This window comes from Rhodococcus sp. G-MC3, from assembly GCF_030063335.1.
Classification (GTDB): domain Bacteria; phylum Actinomycetota; class Actinomycetes; order Mycobacteriales; family Mycobacteriaceae; genus Rhodococcoides.
This window is the reverse complement of sequence record NZ_JASISW010000014.1, coordinates 26,725-50,298: the sequence shown is the minus strand read 5'-3', so window position 1 is coordinate 50,298 and position 23,574 is coordinate 26,725. Positions and strand designations below refer to the sequence as shown.

General features: G+C 62.5%; 21 protein-coding genes. 9 read left to right on the top strand and 12 right to left on the bottom strand.

Annotated features, from left to right (window positions below; all coding sequences use genetic code 11):
• Positions 1-94: 94 nt before the first annotated feature.
• Both QMK17_RS16495 and QMK17_RS16490 read right to left on the bottom strand, forming a co-directional pair.
• Complete coding sequence (locus QMK17_RS16495) at positions 95-1,612, bottom strand: NlpC/P60 family protein (RefSeq protein ID WP_442972779.1); 1,518 nt, start codon at positions 1,610-1,612, stop codon at positions 95-97.
• 429 nt (positions 1,613-2,041) lie between these two features.
• The gene (locus tag QMK17_RS16490; protein WP_283510362.1) at positions 2,042-2,599 is read right to left on the bottom strand and encodes an Rv1476 family membrane protein; all 558 of its coding nucleotides are present in this window, start codon (positions 2,597-2,599) and stop codon (positions 2,042-2,044) included.
• Positions 2,600-2,987: 388 nt separating this feature from the next.
• Between QMK17_RS16490 and QMK17_RS16485 the strand changes: the two genes are divergently transcribed.
• Both QMK17_RS16485 and QMK17_RS16480 read left to right on the top strand, forming a co-directional pair.
• Complete coding sequence (locus QMK17_RS16485; RefSeq protein WP_283510361.1) at positions 2,988-5,798, top strand: aconitate hydratase; 2,811 nt, start codon at positions 2,988-2,990, stop codon at positions 5,796-5,798.
• Between the two features lie 115 nt (positions 5,799-5,913).
• Complete coding sequence (locus QMK17_RS16480; protein ID WP_283510360.1) at positions 5,914-6,489, top strand: TetR/AcrR family transcriptional regulator; 576 nt, start codon at positions 5,914-5,916, stop codon at positions 6,487-6,489.
• A 35-nt stretch (positions 6,490-6,524) separates the two neighbouring features.
• Here the strand turns inward: QMK17_RS16480 and QMK17_RS16475 are convergent, their stop codons facing one another.
• Both QMK17_RS16475 and QMK17_RS16470 read right to left on the bottom strand, forming a co-directional pair.
• Positions 6,525-6,800, bottom strand: coding sequence for a helix-turn-helix domain-containing protein (locus QMK17_RS16475; protein WP_283510359.1), 276 nt, complete (start codon positions 6,798-6,800; stop codon positions 6,525-6,527).
• Positions 6,801-6,961: 161 nt separating this feature from the next.
• A complete protein-coding gene (locus tag QMK17_RS16470) occupies positions 6,962-8,593 on the bottom strand; it encodes an ABC-F family ATP-binding cassette domain-containing protein (protein WP_283510358.1) in 1,632 nt (543 codons plus the stop codon).
• A 157-nt stretch (positions 8,594-8,750) separates the two neighbouring features.
• Here QMK17_RS16470 and QMK17_RS16465 point away from each other — a divergent pair, with 157 nt between their 5' ends.
• The 3 genes from QMK17_RS16465 to ku all read left to right on the top strand — a co-directional run bounded on the left by QMK17_RS16465 (position 8,751) and on the right by ku (position 11,722).
• Positions 8,751-9,539, top strand: a complete 789-nt coding sequence (locus tag QMK17_RS16465; protein ID WP_283510357.1) for an SDR family oxidoreductase — start codon at positions 8,751-8,753, stop codon at positions 9,537-9,539.
• Complete coding sequence (locus QMK17_RS16460; protein ID WP_283510356.1) at positions 9,536-10,669, top strand: lycopene cyclase family protein; 1,134 nt, start codon at positions 9,536-9,538, stop codon at positions 10,667-10,669. Before QMK17_RS16465 ends, QMK17_RS16460 begins: the two co-directional genes overlap by 4 nt.
• 105 nt (positions 10,670-10,774) lie before the next feature.
• Positions 10,775-11,722 (top strand): non-homologous end joining protein Ku, encoded by a 948-nt coding sequence (gene ku, locus QMK17_RS16455; RefSeq protein ID WP_283510355.1) that lies wholly within the window; start codon positions 10,775-10,777, stop codon positions 11,720-11,722.
• A 70-nt stretch (positions 11,723-11,792) separates the two neighbouring features.
• On the opposite strand, the gene QMK17_RS16450 is transcribed toward ku, so the two are convergent.
• Genes QMK17_RS16450 through QMK17_RS16420 form a run of 7 tightly spaced genes read right to left on the bottom strand, consistent with a single transcriptional unit; the run spans position 11,793 to position 18,322 of the window.
• A complete protein-coding gene (locus QMK17_RS16450) occupies positions 11,793-12,188 on the bottom strand; it encodes a metal-sulfur cluster assembly factor (RefSeq protein WP_283510354.1) in 396 nt (131 codons plus the stop codon).
• A gap of 12 nt (positions 12,189-12,200) precedes the next feature.
• Complete coding sequence (gene sufU / locus QMK17_RS16445; protein ID WP_283510353.1) at positions 12,201-12,656, bottom strand: Fe-S cluster assembly sulfur transfer protein SufU; 456 nt, start codon at positions 12,654-12,656, stop codon at positions 12,201-12,203.
• A 1-nt stretch (position 12,657) separates the two neighbouring features.
• The gene (locus QMK17_RS16440; protein WP_283510430.1) at positions 12,658-13,911 is read right to left on the bottom strand and encodes a cysteine desulfurase; all 1,254 of its coding nucleotides are present in this window, start codon (positions 13,909-13,911) and stop codon (positions 12,658-12,660) included.
• A 56-nt stretch (positions 13,912-13,967) separates the two neighbouring features.
• A complete protein-coding gene (gene sufC, locus QMK17_RS16435) occupies positions 13,968-14,771 on the bottom strand; it encodes a Fe-S cluster assembly ATPase SufC (RefSeq protein WP_283510352.1) in 804 nt (267 codons plus the stop codon).
• 51 nt (positions 14,772-14,822) lie between these two features.
• Positions 14,823-16,064, bottom strand: coding sequence for a Fe-S cluster assembly protein SufD (gene sufD / locus QMK17_RS16430; protein WP_283510351.1), 1,242 nt, complete (start codon positions 16,062-16,064; stop codon positions 14,823-14,825).
• Positions 16,065-17,507 (bottom strand): Fe-S cluster assembly protein SufB, encoded by a 1,443-nt coding sequence (gene sufB / locus QMK17_RS16425; RefSeq protein ID WP_283510350.1) that lies wholly within the window; start codon positions 17,505-17,507, stop codon positions 16,065-16,067.
• Complete coding sequence (locus QMK17_RS16420) at positions 17,504-18,322, bottom strand: helix-turn-helix transcriptional regulator (RefSeq protein WP_283510349.1); 819 nt, start codon at positions 18,320-18,322, stop codon at positions 17,504-17,506. Before QMK17_RS16420 ends, sufB begins: the two co-directional genes overlap by 4 nt.
• A gap of 269 nt (positions 18,323-18,591) precedes the next feature.
• Between QMK17_RS16420 and mptB the strand changes: the two genes are divergently transcribed.
• The 4 genes from mptB to QMK17_RS16400 all read left to right on the top strand — a co-directional run bounded on the left by mptB (position 18,592) and on the right by QMK17_RS16400 (position 23,061).
• Positions 18,592-20,262, top strand: coding sequence for a polyprenol phosphomannose-dependent alpha 1,6 mannosyltransferase MptB (gene mptB, locus QMK17_RS16415; protein ID WP_442972781.1), 1,671 nt, complete (start codon positions 18,592-18,594; stop codon positions 20,260-20,262).
• A gap of 14 nt (positions 20,263-20,276) precedes the next feature.
• Positions 20,277-21,221 carry an ABC transporter ATP-binding protein gene (locus tag QMK17_RS16410; RefSeq protein WP_283510428.1) on the top strand — a complete coding sequence of 315 codons (945 nt, stop codon included), beginning with the start codon at positions 20,277-20,279 and terminating at the stop codon, positions 21,219-21,221.
• Positions 21,218-22,018, top strand: a complete 801-nt coding sequence (locus QMK17_RS16405; protein WP_283510348.1) for an ABC transporter permease — start codon at positions 21,218-21,220, stop codon at positions 22,016-22,018. The genes QMK17_RS16410 and QMK17_RS16405 overlap by 4 nt, the downstream gene beginning before the upstream one ends.
• An 86-nt stretch (positions 22,019-22,104) precedes the next feature.
• Positions 22,105-23,061, top strand: a complete 957-nt coding sequence (locus tag QMK17_RS16400; protein ID WP_283510347.1) for a COX15/CtaA family protein — start codon at positions 22,105-22,107, stop codon at positions 23,059-23,061.
• A 98-nt stretch (positions 23,062-23,159) separates the two neighbouring features.
• Here the strand turns inward: QMK17_RS16400 and QMK17_RS16395 are convergent, their stop codons facing one another.
• Positions 23,160-23,555, bottom strand: coding sequence for a hypothetical protein (locus QMK17_RS16395; protein WP_283510346.1), 396 nt, complete (start codon positions 23,553-23,555; stop codon positions 23,160-23,162).
• Positions 23,556-23,574: the final 19 nt, after the last annotated feature.

Here is a 23,574-nt window from a genome sequence, read left to right as displayed (position 1 = left end):
CGTCCGGTGGGCGTATCGGCACGAGCCGATCACGATTGGCGAGGCACGGACATCATCGAGCAAGCAGGTGCCGACAAGCTGTTCGGCAACAGGGTCACGACACCATGCGCACCGCGTACGGCGTCATGCCGCCGTATCGGACAGGAGAAATCTTGACGACGTCGCCCGACTGGGGCGCTTCGAGCATCTTGCCGTCCCCGAGGTACAGGGCAACGTGCTGGCTCGCATTGGCGCCGTAGAAGAGCATGTCGCCGCGCTTCATGTCCGAGGTGGGCACTTGCTCGCCTGCCGTGTACTGGTAACCGGTGTAATGGGGAAGCGAGATTCCGAGGCCGGCGAATGCGTAGATCATCAGGCCGGAGCAATCGAACCCGACTTTGTTGTAGTCGCCGTAGGTATCGGCAACTCCGCCGTCGCGAATTCCCTTGGTCGGACCGTTCTCGTCACCTCCGCCCCAGGAGTATGGAACCCCGAGCTGCGCCATACCGCGGTCGACGGCAAGTTCCACGGCAGCACTTCCGGTGACCGAGGGCGTCGACTGGCCTGAACTACGCGGCTTCTTCGGAGTCGTCGATGTCGTGCCGGTGCTCGTGCCGGTGCTCGTATCGGCTGCGTCGCTGCTGTCGGAGTCGTCGATGTCGGTGTGGGAACGCTGACCCGCTGCTGCGGCCGCCGCTGCAGCGGAAGCGGCCTGGTTGGCTGCGACCCGAGTTGCCGCCTGCACTGCTGCCTCACGGGCGGCCGACGCTGCGGCGGCGATCGCCGCATCCTCGGCTGCCTTCTGCTGCTCCCACGAGCTGTATGCGACGCGCTGATCCTGCAGTCCGGCTACATCGGTTCGCGCCGCGTCGAGCTGACTCTGCGCCGAGTCACGCTGACCTTCGATCGCGACCTTCTGGTCTGCCTGCTCCGCGAGCGCAGCCCGTGCGGCCGCGATCGCGTCCTCTGCTTCTGCTCTCTTCGACTCCGCGTCCGATGCAGCCACATCCGCTTGCTGTTTGCTCTCGCGCGCGGCAGAGTCGCGGTTCGCCTGCTCGGTGCGAGCTCGTTGCAGCCCATCGAGAACAGCATTCTGACTGTTCGACAAAACCTTCAGAACCTGAGCACGATCGAGAACGTCGTCAGGACCCGTTGAACCAAGGAAAGAGGAGACCGACGCAACGCCCGTTCCCTGGGTGTAACTCGACACTGCGAAGTCGTTGAATTTTTGCTGTGCTGCCTGGATTTGAGTCCCCGCGTCGGTGAGTGCCTGCTGTGCGACGCCCACCAGTTGAGCAGCGACATCGGCGGCGTCTCGCGCATTCTGGAGGTCTACGAGCGCCTTGTTCACGTCTTCACGCTTGACTGCCACATCGGCGTCGAGCTGAGCGAGCTGCTCGTTGGCGGCCGCGACCTGATTGATCAGCGCACCGACGGCGCCAAGATGTTCGTCGACGCGCGTTCCTGCAGCAGCGATATCGGAATCCGACGGGTTGGGCGGCGGCGGCGGTACTGCGGCAGCAGTGCCCGACGTAGCAGCCATGAGTGCCGCGACCAGTCCAACTCCCACCAGTAGCCGCGCCGTGCTCGAGAACGCGCTGCGGCGAGTAACACCGAATGCTCGTCGGCTCACAAATGTCTCCCTCGGTCCCGGCGCTCGCGGCGACCCACGGAAGGGACGTCGACGCCGGACGAACGATGTCGACAATTCTCGAGTGAGTTCGTCGTTTCGCCGACCGAGCAGGGAGAGAGCACGCAGCAACACGACAGGTGTAGACCACGTCAGTCACACCCGAAGCAGCAGCCCCCCGAATGATCTCGGATAGACCTCTGCCCTCTGCGACACTCCTTCCCCAGCAGTGCCAATGGCACCGTACGACACTTTGCACACTAATGAAACTCCAGTAACAAATGACACATTCGTAATTTCGCTGTGGAGAATGCGCTGGTCAGGCCTTTTGCGGGAAACATTTTTTTTGACTTTTTCCCAGGCGAACAAAAATGCTCCACCCGTGGCCGAGTGAAGCAATCGAGGGCTGGCGTCTCGCCTAGCGGCAGCCGATCACGAGGTTTGCACAGGCCGTTCACCCGGCGAATCGGCCTGCGGTTCGCCCGACTGCGGCTTCTCGGTACGCCGTCGAATTTTCAATCCTGCCGTGATTGCGGTGCCCGCGGCCACCACCACGATCAGCGCAACGGTGATGAGAGTCCAGTGAGTTTGAGGCTCGACCAGAGTGTCGACAAAATTGTCCGCCGCTACGACAGGGTTGCCTGTATAGGTGCGATCTTGCCCGGACTCGAGCACAACGCGACTGACCGTGTCACTGAACGACCCGACCTGGCCCGGGCTCAGCACCAGAACTGTTCCACCGTCCTGCGCACCGACGGCGGTGGCAAGGTCACGTAGCTGCGAATCGTGGCGCGGATCTTCTCGAAGGACGACGATGCTCAGTTCCATCCCGTGCTGTTCGGCACGCTGCACCGCGTCGAGCAGACCACCCTCGATGTCGGACGGCGCACTCACACCGGTCGCCGCAACCTCGGCGACGATCGTGTCGACGTCCACGCCAGGGGGCACGTCGGCCGCAAGCGGAACAAAAGCAAAAATCGGTTCAGGCATCTCTCGTCCAGTCGAAATACAACGTGTGCTTCATCGGCAGAAATTATCAGGAACAGCCGCAACGGCCTACCGAAGGGTACGAACATGGCCGCACGAACCTCGCGTGACTCGCCGACGACATCCCGTCCATCTCCGGAGTGAGCACCTGTAGGTGAGCCTTTCCTGTATTGCGGCAGACACCTACCTGAACGAAGATCGACAACGCAAAGGCTTGCGTACAGCGATGTAGGCTGCCCTTCGCGTCAACAGGACAAGCGTACTGTTAGACTTGCCGTCGGAACGTTCACCGGACGATCGTCGCGTGCGCCGATCTGCCGAGAAGAACGTTTCGCTTCAACCGTCGACACAGCCCCGTCGGCGGTGTGCCTCATAGACGAGTGGAGCTGAAGTGACCGCCAGTAATGATTCATTCGGTGCAAAGGGCACCCTCGAAGTTGGAGAGAACTCGTACGAGATCTTCCGCTTGTCGGCCCTTCCCGGTGCCGAGAAGTTGCCCTACGCGCTGAAGGTCCTCGCGGAGAACCTCCTTCGCACCGAGGACGGTGCCAACATCACCGCCGACCACATACGTTCGATTGCATCGTGGGACCCGTCCGCGGACCCGAGCATCGAAATCCAGTTCACCCCTGCTCGAGTCATCATGCAGGACTTCACCGGTGTCCCGTGCATCGTCGACCTCGCCACCATGCGCGAAGCCGTCACGACCCTGGGCGGCGACCCGAACAAGGTCAATCCGCTCTCCCCCGCCGACATGGTCATCGACCACTCGGTGATCCTCGATGTCTTCGGCCGCGCCGATGCCCTCGAGCGCAACGTCGACCTCGAATACGAGCGGAACGGCGAGCGCTACCAGTTCCTGCGTTGGGGCCAGGGCGCATTCGACGACTTCAAGGTCGTCCCTCCCGGCATGGGCATCGTCCATCAGGTCAACATCGAGTACCTTGCACCGACCATCATGACCCGCAAGGGCCAGGCCTACCCGGACACCTGCGTTGGTACCGATTCGCACACGACGATGGTCAACGGCCTCGGCGTGCTCGGCTGGGGCGTCGGCGGCATCGAGGCCGAGGCAGCGATGCTCGGCCAGCCCGTCTCCATGCTCATCCCCCGAGTGGTCGGCTTCAAGCTCTCCGGTGAGATCAAGCCAGGGGTAACCGCGACCGACGTAGTTTTGACAGCCACCCAGATGCTGCGCAAGCACGGCGTCGTCGGCAAGTTCGTCGAGTTCTACGGCAAGGGTGTCTCCGAGGTCCCGCTGGCGAACCGCGCGACACTCGGCAACATGAGCCCTGAATTCGGTTCCACTGCAGCAATCTTCCCGATCGACGAGGAAACCATCAGTTACCTGCGCCTCACCGGCCGCAGCGACGAGCAGCTCGCGCTCGTCGAGGCGTACGCCAAGGAACAGGGCATGTGGCATGACCCCGAGAACGAGGCCGTGTACTCCGAGTACATCGAGCTCGATCTCGGCGACGTCGTTCCGTCGATTGCAGGCCCGAAGCGCCCGCAGGACCGAATCCTGTTGTCCGAGTCGAAGATTGCGTTCCGCAAGGACATTCACAACTACGTCGAAGAGAACCACCCGGCGCACGAGGGTGACAGCAAGCTGGACGAGGCCCTCGACGAGTCGTTCCCGGCCAGTGACTCCGCGTCGCTGAGCTTCGCCGAAGAGGACTCCGTCGACGTTCGCTCCGCCGCGTACGGATCCGAGGGCCGTCCGAGCAAGCCGGTGCGAGTCACTACCGACGAGGCAGGCGAATTCGTCCTCGATCACGGTGCCGTGGTGGTTGCAGGCATCACTTCCTGCACCAACACCTCGAACCCATCCGTCATGCTCGGCGCAGCGCTGCTCGCTCGCAACGCCGTCGACAAGGGACTCTCGACCAAGCCGTGGGTCAAGACCAACATGGCACCGGGTTCGCAGGTCGTCACCGACTACTACGAGAAGGCCGGATTGTGGCCGTATCTCGAGAAGCTCGGCTACTACCTCGGCGGTTATGGTTGCACTACATGCATCGGTAACACCGGCCCACTGCTCGAGCCGATCTCGAAGGCGATCAACGACAACGACTTGTCCGTCACTGCCGTGCTCTCGGGCAACCGCAACTTCGAGGGTCGGATCTCCCCCGACGTCAAGATGAACTACCTGGCCTCGCCGCCCCTCGTCATTGCCTACGGTCTTGCCGGGACCATGGACTTCGACTTCGAGACCGATGCGCTCGGCACCGACCACGAGGGCAACCCCGTGTATCTGAAGGACATCTGGCCATCGGCACAGGAGATCGAAGAGACCATCCAGTCCTCGATCAGCCAGGACATGTTCCGCAAGTCCTACGAGACGATCTTCGCCGGTGACAGTCGCTGGCAGAACCTGTCCACCCCTGAAGGCGACACCTTCGACTGGGACCCGAAGTCCACGTACGTTCGGAAGCCCCCGTACTTCGACGGAATGACGATGGATCCGGCACCTGTCGAGAACATCACGGGTGCCCGCGTTCTCGCGTTGCTCGGCGACTCGGTCACCACCGACCACATCAGCCCGGCGGGCCCGATCAAGGCCGGCACTCCTGCCGCGCAGTACCTCGATTCGCACGGTGTGGAACGCAAGGACTACAACTCGCTTGGATCGCGTCGAGGTAACCACGAGGTCATGATTCGTGGAACATTCGCGAACATCCGGCTGAAGAACCAGCTGCTCGACGACGTCTCGGGTGGCTACACCCGCGACTTCACCCAGGACGGTGGACCGCAGTCCTTCATTTACGACGCGTCGCAGAACTACCAGGAAGCGGGCATCCCACTCGTCGTCCTCGGCGGTAAGGAATATGGTTCGGGATCCTCGCGTGACTGGGCAGCGAAGGGCACCTCGCTTCTCGGTGTGAAGGCAGTCATCACCGAGTCGTTCGAGCGTATCCACCGCTCCAACCTCATCGGTATGGGTGTTGTCCCTCTCCAGTTCCCAGTGGGTGAAAGCGCCAAGTCGCTGAAGTTGGACGGCACCGAGACGTTCGACATCACCGGCGTCGACAAGCTGAACGAAGGCGTCACCCCGAAGACGATGGCCGTCACGGCGACCAAAACCGACGGAACGAAGGTCGAGTTCGACGCAGTCGTCCGCATCGATACGCCCGGTGAGGCCGACTACTACCGCAATGGCGGAATCCTGCAGTACGTGCTTCGCAACATGATCAGGGGCTGATCGGCTACCCGCCGAAATATGTACTGATCCGATCGAGCTGCGATGGACCCGGAAGTATGTTCTTCCGGGTCCATCGCAGCTCGAGCACTTTCTCACCGAGAGTAGGAACGACACAGTGCCCAAGGTCAGTGAAGACCAGTTGGCCGCGCGGCGGAGCGAGATCCTCGACGGCGCACGCCGATGCTTCGGCGAGTTCGGCTACGAGGGAGCGACGGTCCGCCGCCTAGAGGAGGCCACCGGACTCTCACGCGGTGCGATCTTCCACCACTTCAAGGACAAGGACGGCCTGTTTCTTGCGTTGGCGCAGGAAGACGCGCGACGCATGGCCGAGGTCGCTGCCACACAGGGTCTCGTGCAGGTAATGCGCGACATCCTGGAGCAACCGGACAGCTTCGAGTGGCTCGGTACTCGGCTGGAGATAGCACGTCGGCTTCGCACCGACCCTGAATTCCGCGAGAGTTGGTCCGAGAAATCCGCCGAACTCACCGACGCCACACACGCTCGTCTCGAACGTCAGAAGACAGCGGGCCGACTGCGCGACGATGTGCCTCAGGAAGTCATGGTCGAGTATCTCGACCTCGTGCTCGACGGACTCGTCGCGCGCATCGCGTCCGGGCAGAGCGGCCCAAACCTGTCTGCCGTTCTCGATTTGGTCGAAGAGTCGGTACGCAAGTCGGACGCGCCGCACTGATTGCGCCGAGGGCACTGCGTACTGCGCGCGGGGTGTTACTGCGCGCGCTTGCGGTTGGGCCCCCCGCGTGCGCGCAGTACGGTCCCTGACTCGGCAAGCACTTTGTGCACGAACCCGTACGAGCGCCCTGTACTAGTGGCCAAGGACCTGATACTGGCTCCGCTCTCGTAAAGCTCCTTGAGAGACGACTGCAACCGATCACGGGAATCACCAGTGATACGAGCGCCCTTGACGTACGACGACTCCCGCGCGCCCCCGCGTCCACGGACGTCGTCATTCTTCCCGGTCGTTCGAACTCGCGTACGCGCCATGGGTTCCTCCAGTCAGCGATGACCAGGAGCGAGCCCGTGGAGCGACCCTCGGGACCCGCACTCACCAATACCCCCCGACTCAGGGTAGAGGACGACCATCTGCGGCACGAGGGAACAAGCGAAACTCCCGACGCCCTCGAATCGCACGACCATCGCGGAGATCAGGCGAGCTGAATCAACTCGAGGTACTCCTGAGACCAGTGGTCCTCGGTGCCGTCAGGAAGAAGAATCACTCGTTCCGGTGACAATGCCTCTGCCGCGCCCGGATCGTGCGTTACCAACACGACAGCGCCCTTGTAACTGCGCAGTGCGTCCAGCACCTGCTCACGCGAAATCGGGTCGAGGTTGTTGGTGGGCTCGTCGAGGAGAAGCACGTTGGCCGCTGATGACACGAGGCCGGCCAGGGCGAGACGAGTCTTCTCGCCGCCCGACAACGTGCCCGCAGGCTGTTCCAGCTGCGGACCAGTGAACATGAACGCGCCGAGCAACGAACGGAGCTCTTGCTCCCCCGTGTCGGGAGCCGCGTGGCGGATGTTCTCCCACACCGAGGCAGCGTCGTCGAGCGTGTCGTGTTCCTGTGCGAAGTAGCCGACACGGAGCCCGTGGCCCGGGTCGATCTGTCCGGAATCGGACTTCTCGGTGCCCGCAAGGATCCGCAGAAGCGTTGTCTTGCCTGCGCCGTTCAGGCCGAGAACCACCACTCGGCTGCCGCGGTCGATCGCGAGGTCGACGCCTGCGAATATCTCCAGCGATCCGTACATCTTGGTCAGGTTCTTGGCCATCAGCGGAGTCTTACCGCACGGGGCAGGTTCAGGGAACCTGATGTGGGCGACCCGGTCCGACACTCGCTCGGCATCGAGGTTCGCGAGCAACTTGTCGGCCCGCTTCGCCATGTTTTGCGCCGCAACAGCTTTCGTTGCCTTGGCGCCCATCTTTGCGGCCTGGACTCGCAGTGCGCCTGCCTTCTTTTCGGCGTTGGCACGCTCACGACGACGGCGCTGCTCATCCGTGGCCCGAGCGTCGATGTACTTCTTCCAGTTCATGTTGTAGATGTCCGCTTCGCCGCGGACCGCATCAAGGAACCACACTCTGTTCACGACATCGCCCAGCAGTTCGACGTCGTGACTGATGACAACCAACCCGCCCTCGTGGCTCTGCAGAAAGCCGCGGAGCCAGGTTATCGAGTCGGCGTCGAGGTGGTTGGTCGGCTCGTCGAGCAACAGCGTTGTCTCGGACCGTCCGCCACTGCCGTCAGAGGCTGCGAACAGAATACGAGCCAACTCGACTCGTCGACGCTGACCGCCGGACAGCGTGCGCAGTGCCTGATTCAAAATTCGGTCCGGCAGCCCAAGACTGTTGGAAATGCGAGCAGCCTCGCTCTCCGCCTCGTAGCCGCCGAGCGAAGCGAAGCGCTCCTCCAGCTCGCCGTACTTGCGTACCGCCCGATCGAGACGGTTCTCGTCGGCAACCTCGGCCATCAGCGCCTGCTGCTTCTCCATCTGCTGTAACAGCGTGTCGAGTCCGCGGGCGGACAGGACGCGGTTCTTGGCGAGAACGTCCAGGTCGCCTTCCTTGGGGTCCTGGGGCAGATAGCCGAGATCCCCCGTTCGGACGACGTGACCCGCGTACGGCTCACTCTCGCCCGCGAGGATGCGCAGTGTCGTAGTCTTGCCTGCACCGTTACGGCCGACGAGGCCGATTCGATCACCGGCCTGTATGCGAAGGGCGGGTCCTGGGGCCGAGAGCAACGTGCGGACACCGGCACGAACTTCCAAGTCGGTGGCGGTGATCACGCGGATGCTCCTAGGGTTGAACGACTGGTGACTGAATGTAAAGAAAAAGCCATCGCGAGCGACGACGCCGGGGTGCGGCACGAGCAACCTCTCATTTTAGACCCTCGACGGCCATGCTCTCACCAAGTCGGACGGTGACCCCGGTAACGTCTCGCTCATGACCGCCGCGAACACAGCACAGCACAGGGATCTCACCGGGAAAGTGGCTCTCGTCACTGGCGCCAGCAGAGGAATCGGCAAGGCAATCGCTGCCGAACTGTTGAACCGGGGTGCGCGGGTAGCCATCACTGCGCGCAAGCCCGAACCGCTCGCCGATGCAAAAGACGAACTCCTCGAAGGCGCAGGCGAGGGCGCCGAGGTACTCACGATCGCCGGCAATGCAGGCGATGCACAGTCCCGCCGCGACGCTGTGACACAGACGATCGAAAAGTTCGGTTCATTGGATATCTTGATCAACAACACCGGTATCAATCCCGTGTACGGACCCCTCATGGACGCCGATCTCGACGGCGTGAAGAAGATCTTCGACACCAACGTCGTCGCAACGCTCGGGTTCGTGCAGGAGGCTTACCACAACTGGATGGGCGAACACGGCGGCGCTATCGTCAACATCGCGAGTGTGGCCGGACTGCGCTCGACCGGTGTCATTGCGGCATACGGAGCATCGAAGGCAGCTCTCATCCGGCTCACCGAAGAACTCGCCTGGCAGCTCGGCCCGTCCATCCGCATCAATGCGGTGGCACCGGGCGTGGTCAAAACCAAATTCGCCGAGGCACTGGTTGCCGGTGGCGAGGACAAGGCTGCATCGGTATATCCGATGAAGCGACTGGGAAACCCGGAGGACGTGGCAAGTCTCGTCGGCTTTCTCGTCTCCGACGAATCCTCGTGGATCACCGGTGAGACCATTCGGGTCGACGGCGGGCTGCTAGCAACCGGCGGGCTGTGAGCCACCCTCCAGCCACTGGTCGCGCCACTGCCGATTTGGTTGTAGTCGGCCTCGGCCCGGCGGGGCGAGCACTGACGCATCGGGCATCAGCGCACGGTCTCGATGTGATTGCTGTCGACCCCAATCCCGATCGGCGCTGGACACCGACGTATTCGGCGTGGAAAGACGAGCTCCCGTTCTGGCTTCCAGCATCCGTCATCGGCACCAGCACCGACGATCCGGCAGTGTGGACCACCCGCAGGCAGTCGATCGATAGGACTTACTGCGTGCTCGACACGCTGGCCCTGCAGACCGCGCTCAGGGTCGACAACGCCCGGTTGGTGACCGGCACCGCACAACGCATCACATCGAGCGACGTGACGTTGACGGACGGCACGATCGTCTCGGGAGCCACCGTTGTCGATGCACGGGGGACGATCGGAATGCCCAGGCTCGCCGAGCAGACTGCCTACGGCGTGATCGTCCCACGCGAGGTTGCCGAGCCGCTGCTGGAGTCGGCGGGAGCGTGGTTCATGGATTGGCGGCACGACAACGGCACCGACCCGGGCGCAGTACCGAGCTTTCTGTACACCGTCCGCTCGAGCGAGGAGTCGATCCTGCTCGAGGAGACGTGTCTGGTCGGTCGACCCGCGCTGGACATCCGTGTCCTCCGCGACAGGCTTCACATCCGACTACGAGCACGGGGACTCGTCCTGTCCGGTTCCGAGTCGGTCGAACGAGTGCGATTCCCCGTTCAACCGCCGCCGAGGAAGCTGGGCGAAGATGACGTCGTCAGATTCGGTTCGCGTTCTCCGATGATGCACCCAGCCACCGGCTACAGCGTTGCGGCATCTCTTGCCGCCGTGGACGACCTGGTCGACGCAGTACGCCGAGGCAGGCGCGTCGGATCGCTCCAGATCTGGGCGGTACAGCGACTTCGCAATCTCGGACTCAAAACCGCACTCGCTCTCGATCCAGCTCTGGTTCCGCAGTTCTTCGCAAGCTTTTTCGACCTGCCGGTTGCGCTTCAGGCGTCGTACCTGTCCGGTCGTTCCGACGCGGCGGGCACCGTCCACGCGATGATTCGAATGTTTCCCACGCTACCCACCGCCACGCGCCTGGCCATCGCCCGGACAGTGCTCAATTCGTGAAATCAGGGTCAATTGGTGCAATCAGGGGGTCAATTCGTGAAACAAGGGCCGGTTGCTCAGCGGTTCAGTCGACACCGCACGTGATTCTCGTGAATCATGAACCCCATGCGTTCCATTTGGAAGGGATCGATCGCCTTCGGGCTCGTCAATGTCCCGGTGAAGGTGTACTCGGCGACCGAGACACACGACATTCGGTTTCACCAGGTCCATGGCAAGGACGGTGGGCGAATCAAATACGACCGTATCTGTAGTGAATGCGGAAAGTCGGTCCAGTTCGCCGACATCGACAAGGCATACGACTCTCCCGATGGCGAGCGCGTGATCCTGACCGACGAGGACTTCGACAAACTACCCGCAGCCGAGAAGCACGAAATTCCGGTTCTGGAGTTCGTACCGACCGACCAAATCGACCCGATCCTGTTCGACAAAAGCTATTTCCTCGAGCCGGACTCGTCGTCCCCCAAGGCCTACGTTCTGCTGCGGCAGACCTTGCTGGAAACCGAACGCACCGCGTTGGTGCACTTCACGCTTCGCCAAAAGACGCGACTGGCCGCGCTGCGGGTGCGCGGCGACGTCCTGGTGATCCAGACGCTCCTGTGGCCCGATGAAGTGCGGGCCGCGGAATTCCCCTCGCTCGACGATGCGCCCAAGGCGCGTCCACAAGAAGTGAAGATGGCAACGTCGCTCGTCGAGAGCATGTCCTCGGATCTCGATCCGACCGAATATACCGACGACTACCAGATCGAGCTACGCAAGCTTATCGACGACACCATCGCCAACGGCGGCGAAAAAGTGGTCCACACCGAGGAAGAATCATCCGACGACGGCGAGGATGCAGAGGTCGTCGACTTGGTCGCTGCCCTGCAGCGCAGCGTCGAAGCTGCTGGCAAGAACGCCAAGAGTGCGCCGGAGACCAACACCGAGCCCGCGAAGAAGTCCCCCGCCAAGAAAGCACAAGCGAAGAAGGCCACTGCCACCAAGACACCCGCCAAAAAAGCGGCAGCCACGAAGGCTGCCGCATCCAAGAACGCCGAAACTCAAAAACGCGCCTGACTTCGGGCGATCATGTCAGCACAGTAAACGCTGGCCCACAATCATGTGGACCAGCGTCTGCTGGGTTACGTCACACCGTGAAGCCCAGAGCCCGCAGCTGCTCGCGACCGTCGTCCGTGATCTTGTCCGGACCCCATGGCGGCATCCAGACCCAGTTGATCTTCAGATCGGAGCACAGCCCGCTCCGGACGAGCGCTCCCCTTGCCTGGTCCTCGATCACGTCGGTGAGCGGGCACGCCGCCGACGTGAGCGTCATGTCGAGGGTGACAATGTCTTCGGCGTCGATATTGATGTCGTAGACGAGTCCCAGATCGACGACGTTGATGCCGAGTTCGGGGTCAACGACGTCGCGCATCGCTTCTTCCAGGTCTTCGAGCACCTTGATCTCTTCGGGAGTGAGCGACACCGGGGCGGTGGTGGTCGCTTCTGCCGCATCATTGTCTGGAACTGGCTGTGTGTCGGTCATGATTGTTGTCCTCTAAGATCGTGCGGGAGATTCTTCGACTATTCGAACAACCGCGTCTTTGAAAGCCATCCACCCGAGCAGTGCACATTTGACACGCGCGGGATACTTCGACACTCCGGCGAACGCGATTCCGTCACCGATGACATCCTCGTCCCCTTCGACGCTACCCCTGCTGCCAACCATTTCGCTGAACGCGTCGACGGTCTTCAAGGCTTCGGAGATCGAGAGCCCGACGACCTGATCGGTGAGGACCGACGTCGCGGCCTGACTGATGGAACATCCTTGGCCGTCGTAGGAGACATCGGCGACGGTTCCCGCCTCGTCGATGTGCACGCGGAGGGTGACCTCGTCACCGCACGTCGGGTTGACGTGGTGCACCTCGGCGCCGAACGGTTCGCGGAGTCCGCGTCCATGCGGGTGCTTGTAGTGATCGAGGATCACTTCTTGGTACATCTGCTCCATACGCATGTCAAGCATCGCTCCCTGTCCCGAAGAAGCTCTGCGCACGTTGGATCGCTGCAACGAGCGTGTCCACCTCGCCGAGGGTGTTGTAGAGCGCAAACGACGCTCGTGCCGTCGCCGCGACGCCGAAGCGCCGGTGCAGCGGCCATGCACAGTGGTGACCGACGCGGATTGCGACGCCCTCGTCGTCGAGAATTTGACCGAGATCGTGCGCGTGGATGCCGTCGACGACGAACGAGACGGCCGAGCCGCGCTCGGTGTTCGTCGTCGGTCCGATGACCCGCACTCCGTCGAGAGATGCAAACTTCTCCAACGTCGCGCCGACCAAAGCATGTTCGTGTGCTGCAATGGCATCCATCCCGATGCGTTCGAGATAGCCGACTGCGGCACCGAGCCCCACCACCTGAGACGTCATGGGTACACCCGCTTCGAACCGCTGCGGCGGCGGCGCGTACGTAGTCTTCTCCATCGTTACGGTTTCGATCATGGATCCACCGGTGATGAACGGCGGCATCGCATCTAGCAACGCGGCTTTTCCGTACAGAACGCCGACGCCCGACGGTGCAAGCATCTTGTGCCCGGAGAACGCCGCGTAGTCGACGTCGAGTGCATGAAAGTCGACTCTCATGTGCGGCACCGATTGGCAAGCATCGAGTACGACCAGCGCGTCGACAGCTCGAGCCCGACGAACCAGCTCCTCGACCGGCGACACTGCACCCGTCACATTGGATTGGTGCGTGAACGCCACGACCTTGACGGCGTCGGTCAGTTCGAGCGAGTCCAGATCGATTCGACCGTCGTCGGTGACGCCGTACCACCGAAGTGTTGCACCCGTCCGACGTGCGAGTTCTTGCCACGGGACAAGGTTTGCGTGGTGCTCGAGCTCGGTGATCACGATCTCGTCGCCCGGACCGACATGACGGTCGAACCGCTCGTCGCCGAGAATGTAGGTCACCAGATTGAGCGACTCGGTCGCGTTTTTGGTGAAGACCAGTTCGTCGACGTCGGCGCCGACGAATGACGCGATCGACGCCCGGGCACCCTCGTAGGCGTCGGTTGCTTCTTCCGCCAGCTGGTGCGCACCCCGATGAACAGCTGCGTTGCGCGTGAGGAGGAAGTCGCGTTCGGCGTCGAGTACCTGGACCGGCCGCTGAGAGGTAGCACCGGAATCGAGATACACCAACGGCTTGCCGTCACGCACCGTCCGAGACAAAATCGGGAAATCGGCACGAATCGTTGCAACGTCGAATGCGTTGTCCATCACTGATTCTGTGGTATCGACCAGCGTCAGTCCGCGGGCTCCGCTCCCGGCCATGATCACGCTCCCGTGGTTGCAGCCTCAGTGAATCCGACGTAACCGTTCGTCTCCAGCTCGTCGGCCAATTCTGCGCCGCCCGACTGCACGATCTTGCCGCCCACGAAGACGTGAACGTGGTCCGGCTTGATGTAGCGCAGAATTCGCGTGTAGTGCGTGATCAGCAGAACTCCGCCGCCCACCGTCGTGCCGGTGGCATCGACCCAGCCGCGCTCCTTGTACGTGTTGACTCCCTCGGAGACGATGCGCAGTGCATCGACGTCCAGTCCCGAGTCGGTCTCGTCGAGGATCGCGATCTTCGGCTTGAGGAGTCCGAGCTGCAGGATCTCGTGACGCTTCTTCTCGCCACCGGAGAAGCCCTCGTTCACGCTGCGCTCAGCGAACTCGTCCTTGATCTCGAGCTCACTCATTGCGGTCTTGACCTCTTTGACCCAGTGGCGAAGCTTCGGCGCATCACCGCGAACGGCGGTGGCAGCGGTACGGAGGAAGTTCGACATCGAGACGCCGGGAACCTCGACGGGGTACTGCATTGCAAGAAACAGACCGGCGCGAGCACGCTCGTCGACAGTCATCTGCAGGACGTCTTCGCCATCGAGCGTGATGGTTCCCGAGGTGACCGTGTACTTGGGATGCCCGGCGATCGCGTAGGACAGCGTGGACTTGCCGGACCCGTTGGGACCCATGATCGCGTGGGTCTCACCGGACCTCACCGTCAGGTCGACACCCTTGAGGATGTTGATGGGTTCGGCGGTGGCATCGGAGTTCGCGACGCTGACGTGCAGGTCACGGATTTCGAGCGTGGACATCAAATATTCCTTCGAGTTTTCGGAGAGAGTTCAGAACGCTCTACACATGAATCAGACGCCGGTGACGGCGAGTTCGGTCTCGATCGCGGCATCGAGGCGCTCACGGATCGCAGGTACCGGGATACGATCGATGATTTCGTGGAAGAAACCACGCACGATAAGTCGCCGCGCTGCGTCCTCGGAGATGCCGCGAGCGCGTAGGTAGAACAGCTGCTCGTCGTCGAATCGCCCAGTCGCGCTAGCGTGACCGGCACCGAGAATCTCGCCGGTTTCAATTTCGAGGTTCGGCACCGAATCGGCACGCGCACCATCGGTGAGCACCAGGTTGCGGTTGAATTCGAACGTACTGGTGTCCTCGGCACCGGCGCGGATTAGAACGTCACCGATCCAGACGGTGTGCGCGTCGACCGAGCCAGGTCCGGTTTCGCCTTGCAGCGCACCCTTGTACAGAACATTGGACTTGCACTTGGGGGCAGTGTGGTCGACCAGGAGCCTCTGCTCGAGGTGCTGACCGGCATCGGCAAAGTAGAGACCCAGCAACTCCGCATCACCGCCGGGAGCGTCGTAATGCACGGTGGGACTGACGCGGACAAGATCACCGCCAAGCGAGACGTTGAAGTGCCGCAGCACGGCGTCACGACCGAGGCGCGCATGGTGCGCAGCGACGTGAACGGCGTCGGATTGCCAGTCCTGAAGCAGAACTACCGACAAATTCGCACTGTCGTCGAGGATGAATTCGATGTTTTCGGCGTAGGTTCCGCTGCCGATCTGATCGATCACGACCGTGGCCTTCGCGAATTTTCCGACCCGAATTTGCAGGTGGCCGTAGGAGACGGCGCCTACGCCGGGCCCGGTGACGGTGATCTGCACCGGTTCGGCGAGCTCGTTCTCGGCTGCAACGGACACTATCGTCGCATCGGTGAACGCAGAGTAAGCCTGGGCTGCAATCCGATCGGCTGGAACTCCAGCGACACCGAGACGGGCGTCGTCGCGCCCAACCGTCTCGACGGTGACGCCTTCGGCGATCGAAGCGTCGAGAACAGCGATGTCGGCCGAGCCGGTTGCCACGGCGGAGCCGTCGTGCAGACCGCGGAGGCGTCGCAACGGAGTGAAGCGCCACAACTCGTCACGGCCCGACGGAACCTCGAATGCGTTGACGTCGTACGAGGTGAATTGCGCACCTTTGTTGGCGACCAGCTTCGACTTGTCTTCTCTGGCGCCTGCAGACGGATTCTCTTGCGCAACTGCGCCGATCACTCCGCTCGCGGTGCCTTCTGTAAGCGGCTTGCTCACTTAACCGACCGACCCTTCCATTTGAAGCTCGATGAGCCGGTTGAGCTCGAGCGCATATTCCATCGGGAGCTCGCGAGCGATCGGCTCGACGAATCCACGAACAACCATCGCCATGGCCTCGTCCTCGGTCAGACCGCGGCTCATGAGGTAGAAGAGCTGCTCGTCGCTGACCTTCGACACGGTCGCCTCGTGTCCCATCGAGACGTCGTCCTCTCGGATGTCGACGTACGGGTACGTGTCCGAACGCGAGATGTTGTCGACCAGCAGGGCATCGCACTTGACTGTCGAGCGCGAGCCGTATGCGCCCTTGTTGATCTGGATCAACCCGCGGTACGACGTGCGGCCACCGCCACGTGCAACAGACTTGCTGACGATATTCGACGAGGTATGCGGCGCGAGATGCAGCATCTTCGAGCCGGTGTCCTGGTGCTGATCGGGGCCGGCGAAAGCGACTGACAAAACTTCACCCTTGGCGTATTCGCCGGTCATCCAGACTGCTGGGTACTTCATCGTGACCTTGGAACCGATGTTGCCGTCGACCCATTCCATCGTTGCGCCCGCTTCTGCCTTGGCGCGCTTGGTGACGAGGTTGTAGACGTTGTTCGACCAGTTCTGGATGGTCGTGTAGCGGCAACGTCCACCCTTCTTGACGATGATCTCCACGACTGCCGAGTGCAACGAGTCGGACTTGTAGATCGGCGCGGTGCAACCCTCGACGTAGTGCACATAGGCACCCTCGTCGACGATGATCAACGTGCGCTCGAACTGGCCCATGTTCTCGGTGTTGATTCGGAAGTAGGCCTGCAGCGGGATGTCGACGTGCACGCCCGGCGGGATGTAGATGAACGAGCCGCCCGACCACACGGCGGTGTTCAGCGCGGAGAATTTGTTGTCTCCGGCCGGGATTACCGTGCCGAAGTACTCGCGGAACAGTTCAGGCTGCTCCTTGAGTGCAGTGTCGGTGTCGAGGAACAGGACGCCCTGCGCCTCGAGATCCTCGCGGATCGAGTGGTACACGACCTCGGACTCGTACTGAGCTGCGACACCCGAGACCAGACGCTGCTTCTCGGCCTCGGGGATCCCGAGCTTGTCGTATGTGTTCTTGATGTCCGCGGGCAGGTCGTCCCAGGTGGCCGCCTGCTTCTCGCTCGAGCGAACGAAGTACTTGATGTTGTCGAAGTGGATCCCGTCGAGGTCCGATCCCCAGTTGGGCATGGGCTTGCGATCGAACGTCTTGAGTGCCTTGAGACGAGCCTCCAGCATCCATTCGGGCTCGCTCTTCTTGGCCGAGATGTCGCGTACGACTGCCTCGGACAGCCCGCGCTGCGCGCTTGCGCCTGCAACGTCGGAGTCGGCCCAGCCGTACCCGTAGGTTCCCAGCGACGCAATTGTCTCGTCCTGAGTAAGCGGCGCCGGTGTCACCTGATCTGGTGTGACGGTCATGCGAGCTCCTTCCGGAGGCTTGTTCGATCTCCGATGCGGGGCTGTGCACCGGATGTTACGGAGGGGGTGGTGCGGGGGTTGGTGCGTAATGTGGGACTAGCGAGCGGTACATGGGTGGTGCAGGCGCAGTCGCCGTTCGCGATCGTCGCCAGTCGTTGCACGTGTGTACCGAGCAGTTCGGCAAATGCCTCCCGCTCGGCGTCGCACAGCTCTGGAAACTCCGAGGCCACGTGCGACACGGGGCAATGATGCTGGCAGATCTGGACTCCGTTGCCTACGACCCTCGTCGAGGCGGCAAATCCAGCGGCAGTGAAAGCTTCGGCAATACGGCCGGCAGCTTCCTCGACGTCCGCCGCACCGTCACCCGATACCGGTTCGACATCGGCGACGATGGCGTCGACGCGTTGCCGAGCAAACGTCTCGATCGCTGCGTCGCCCCCGATCTTGCGCAATTGCCGCATTGCAGCTCCGGCAAGATCGTCGTATGTGTGACCGAGCCTGTTGCGTCCAACGGCAGTGAGCTGGAAATGCTTGGCTGGGCGTCCGCGCCCACGCCCACGAATTGCCGTCGAAGGTGCAATACGGGCTTCGCCACCGCTGATGAGCGCTTCGAGGTGACGCCGGACTCCGGCGGCACTCAATCCCAAACGCGTGCCGACATCGGACGCAGTGATGGGGCCCTCCTCGAGAAGTAGAGTTACCACAGCGCTACGAGTTTGACCTTCGTGTCCAACCGTGGCCGAGCCGTGCACTGGGATGACAGCGCCGGAAACGGCGCCTTCTTCCACGCGCGACGGTGCAGACGGTGTTTTCACAACACCAGTGTGACGGAATTGTTCCTGCTGGTCTAGCAAGGGTGCCCTTCTTCACTCAGAGGCGGGACCAGGGAGTATTCGACATCGGTGGACCGTTGATGACGTGCATTTCGAGCCGACATTGGCAGTGGGTCTCTGGTCCAACCGAAGCCCACAGTTACGCTGCCAACGTGCCACCGACCCCAGACGAGCCAAGCGCGGAGAAGTCCCTGCCGCGAGAGACACCGTCGTCCTCGGGCACCGACGAAGCAGGTAGTCGGCCCGCATCGGTGTTTCGGCACCGCGTCGTCGGGCCGTTTCGCAAGATCGTCGGACTCGATGCCATACAACCGGCGTCGAGTGTTGCGGTGTTGCACGGCGACGAAAAGGAAGCGCCTGGCCTGAACAAGGCCGAGAACGTCCAACTTCGTGCAATCCGCCGATTCGGGGCCGCAGGCACGATCCTGATGGCCGTCGGTGCACTCGGGGCAGGCGCTCAGCCGGTGCTGCAGAACCCGGTGGTCGGAGTTCGGATCCTCAGCTTGCCCTCGCGCATGGCCACGACTGCGCTCACCGTGACCATGACGGGAACTGTCATGGTCGTCATCGCGTGGCTGCTTCTCGGACGATTCGCGGTCGGCCGCTTCCGCGACGGAAACGTTCCGAGAAGGCTGACGAGGTCGCAACTCGATCGAACTCTGCTCCTGTGGATCCTGCCTCTGTGTGTCGCGCCACCCATGTTCAGCAGAGATGTGTACTCGTATCTTGCACAAAGCGAGATCACTGCCCGTGGACTCGACCCTTACGCCATCGGACCGGCGGGAGCTCTCGGCGTCGACAACGTCCTGACTCGCACTGTCCCGAACATCTGGCGAGACACTCCAGCGCCCTACGGACCACTGTTCCTCTGGATGGGACGCGGGATCACGTGGCTGACCGGCGAGAACATCGTCGCAGGCATATTTCTGCACAGGTTGCTCGCGCTTGCGGGCGTCGCGCTGATCGTCTGGGCTCTCCCCCGCCTCGCCAAACGCTGTGGCGTCGCCGCGGTCAGCGCGTTGTGGCTGGGAGCGGCGAACCCGCTGCTCCTGTTCCACCTCGTCGCAGGCATCCACAACGAAGCCCTGATGATCGGACTCATGCTCGCCGGAACCGAACTGGCATTGCGCGCGATCGAGTCGGCGGAACCGATTCATGGGGTGAAACTGGCGCTCTTACTCTCGGGGGCCGGCTTGATCGCATTGTCCTCGACAGTCAAGATCCCCTCGCTCATCGCGCTGGGATTCGTCGGAATGGCATTGGCCCGCCGGTGGGGAGGATCGATTCGAGGCGTCGCGTGTGCCGCCGCGCTGCTCGGAGTCGTGAGCATCGTGATCATCGGTGGGGTCAGTGCCGTAAGCGGGTTGGGGTTCGGCTGGATCGGCACGCTGGGCACGGCGGGCGTCGTACGCAGTTGGATGTCGATCCCGACGATTCTCGGCCTGGGTACCGGATTCACCGGCGTTCTACTCGGACTCGGCGACCATACGACGGCTGTACTCGGTCTCACGCGCCCGATCGCTGCGGTGGTGGCCGGATTCGTTGCTCTACGGATGCTCGTCGCGGTCATGAAGGGGCGACTCCACCCGGTCGGCGCACTCGGTGTCTCGCTCGCTGCGCTCGTCTTGCTCTTTCCGGTGGTGCAACCCTGGTATCTGCTGTGGGCGGTCACCCCACTCGCCGCGTGGGCAACCAAGCCGTCGTTCCGTGTTCCCGCAATTGTGTTCTCTTCCATCGTCAGCGTGATTCTCATGCCGAACGGGAGTGAGTACCTTCCCTTCCAGATCGTCCAGGCCGCGATAATGACGATTCTGATCATCGGTGTCATGTATCTGACGACGCGACGACGCATGCCGTGGCGCGCCAACACCGGGCCGGAGGAATCCGGTGTACCTGCCGAGGAATACGCTGGTTCCTCGTGATCGCCGGTGCGCAGATGTCGAGAGGGCCGTCGAACTCGACGCACCCCGCCGTCCAGTTGACGGACGTACGAAAGACCTACGACGATGTTCCGGCAGTCGATGGACTCGGTTTCACCGTCGAACGCGCGCAGGTACTCGCGCTGCTCGGTCCGAACGGAGCGGGTAAAACCACGACGGTCGAGATGTGCGAGGGTTTCGTGACCCCGGACAGCGGCACCGTGCGCGTTCTCGGTCTCGACCCGATCACTCAGTCGTCCCAGCTCCGGCCACGGATCGGCGTCATGCTCCAGGGCGGCGGCGCGTACCCCGGTTCCAAAGCAGGCGAGATGCTACGGCTCGTTGCGTCGTACTCGGCGAACCCACTCGATCCGGACTGGCTACTCGACTGTCTCGGACTCGAGCGAGCCGTCAAGACTCCATATCGCAGACTCTCCGGCGGGCAGCAGCAACGTCTCGCGCTGGCGTGCGCCATAGTCGGACGTCCTGAGCTCGTCTTCCTCGACGAGCCGACCGCAGGCCTCGACGCACAGGCCCGACTTCTGGTGTGGGAGCTGATCGACGCTCTTCGTCGCGACGGTGTCGGCGTTCTGCTCACCACCCACCTCATGGACGAGGCCGAACAGCTGGCCGACGAACTGGTCATCATCGATCACGGCCGAATTGTCGCCTCCGGCACCGCCTCCGAACTGACCAAGCAGGGTGCCGAGGGGCGGTTGCGCTTCAGCGCGCCCGCAGGCCTCGAACTGTCGCTGCTCGATGCAGCTTTACCGAACGGATACAACCCGATCGAGGACTCACCCGGTTCGTACGTCATCGAAGGCGTCATCGAACCGGGAATCCTCGTCACGGTGACGTCGTGGTGCGCGCAACGCAACGTGCTCGCCACCGAGCTTCAGGTGGATCAACGCCGCCTGGAGGACGTGTTCCTGGAATTGACCGGCAGGGAGCTCAGACGATGACCGTACGGCGAGATGTTCGCCTGGCCGCCAACAGGTTCGAGGCCGGGCTTTTCGAACCGAATCCGAGTCCGAGCTCTCCGTGGACCATGTTGTCCGCTCAGTCGATGCTCGAGCTGAAACTACTGCTGCGCAACGGCGAGCAGCTTCTGCTGACAATGTTCATACCGATCACGCTTTTGGTCGGGCTCTCGTTGCTGCCGCTCGGAGCAATGGGCGATCATCCCGTCGACCAGGTCGTACCGGCTGTGATGATGGTGGCGGTGATGTCGACCGCGTTCACCGGGCAGGCAATCGCCGTCGGGTTCGACCGACGCTACGGGGCACTCAAACGCCTCGGCGCCACACCACTTCCCAAGTGGGGGATCATCGCCGGAAAAAGTGTCGCGGTCATGTTGGTCGTGATCCTGCAGTCGGTCGTGCTCGGATCGATCGGACTGATCCTCGGGTGGCGACCGGACCTGGTCGGGCTGGTCTCGGGAGCTCTGGTGATCGCGCTCGGCACTGTCACGTTCGCCACATTGGGCCTGCTTCTCGGTGGGACGTTGCGCGCGGAGATCGTGCTTGCACTCGCAAATATCCTGTGGTTCATAATGCTCGGAATCGGGTCGCTCGTGGTGCTGTCCGACGACATGCCTGTCGTACTGCACACCATTGCTCGCCTCGTCCCCTCCGGCGCACTGGCCGAGGCATTGGGACAGGCAGTGTCGGGTTCCTGGGACTGGTTCGGGATCGCCGTGCTCGCAGGATGGGCGCTTGTGGCCGGATGGTTGGCCGTACGCACGTTTCGTTTCACCTGACATTCGCAATAGGACCAGCGGCCCAGGGGTCAACGGCTGCAGGGGTCAACGACACTGTGTAGTTGAACCCCGTTTACCATCGCTACGTGCTTTATCGAACGTTTTTGCGTCTTGTCGACCTGCTGCCCCTGCCGTCGCTGCGGGTGCAGAAGATCCTGGCGTTCATCGTCATCCTCACGCAGGGCGGAGTCGCTGTGACCGGGGCCATCGTGCGCGTCACGGCGTCGGGGCTCGGATGCCCGACGTGGCCGCAGTGCTTCCCCGGCAGCTTCACTCCCGTCGGAGTCTCCGAAGTTCCGGTATTGCATCAGGCCGTGGAATTCGGCAACCGACTGCTGACGTTCGTCGTGGTGCTTTCCGCTGCAGCCATCGTGCTGGCCGTGACACGAGCTCGACGCAGACGACACGTCGTACGTTTTGCATGGCTGATGCCGCTCGGAACCGTGGCGCAAGCAGTAATCGGCGGACTCACGGTCCTGACGGGACTGCTTTGGTGGACGGTCGCGATCCACCTCGTCGCGTCCATGGTGATGGTCTGGTTGGCATCGTTGCTGTACTTCAAGGTCAGCGAGACCGACAAGGCAGTCGAGGCAGCGAAGGTGGTGCCCGAGCCACTGCGCCTGCTGACCGGCTTGTCGGGAGTGTTGCTCGCGGCGGTAGTCGTTGCGGGCACTATGGTGACCGGCGCCGGCCCCCACGCGGGAGACAAGAGCATCGACAAACCGGTACCGCGTTTCGAGGTCGAGATAGTGACGTTGGTGCACATCCACGCCGAGCTGTTGGTGGCATATGGGGCACTGCTGGTGGGTCTCGGGTTCGGGCTGTACGCAGTCAAGGCGTCGGAGACGATCAAGACCAGGCTGAAGGTCCTGATGGCGCTCGTCCTCTCGCAAGCCTTCGTTGGCATCGTCCAGTACTTCACCGACGTGCCTGCGGTTCTCGTTGCCGTGCATGTCGCGGGAGCCGGCGCATGCACGGCCGCGACCGCAGCAGTGTGGGCAGCGTGTAGAACAAGATCGCCGTCGCTGAGCCCGGCCGAATAACGAAGAGGAGAGGTAGCCGGTCTCCCCCTCAGATGACCGACTACCTCTCCTACTTACTCCGACGCATCACCGTTGCAATCGGTTCCCACGATTTACGGCTAATTTTCGAGCGCTGCGTTCCGTGCCTTCGGGAAGCGTGTCTGACGCGCGACCCAGCCCGCCATCTTGCGGTGATGACCAGGGGCGGGAGTAGCAGAACTGACCAATTCCCGGTCCCACTCGGACTCGGTGAGCTTGCCCGCTTCTTCTATCAAAGCGTGCGCAATATCGTTGTTCGCCACGACCTGGTCACCCAACACACCGTCTGCACCCACCAAGGTCACCCGGGTGCCCACACGGCCGAGCGGCTGTAGCACGACGTTTCCGGTACCGCCGTGCTCGCCGACGAACGTCTTGACGGCAGAGAGCACACCCGCGGGCACCTCTATCTTCGGTTTTGCAACTGTGCCCGATGCCGCGTTGTTCTCGGTCGGGTTCTCTGCTTGGCTCGCCATTGCCCGATGGTACCGCCCA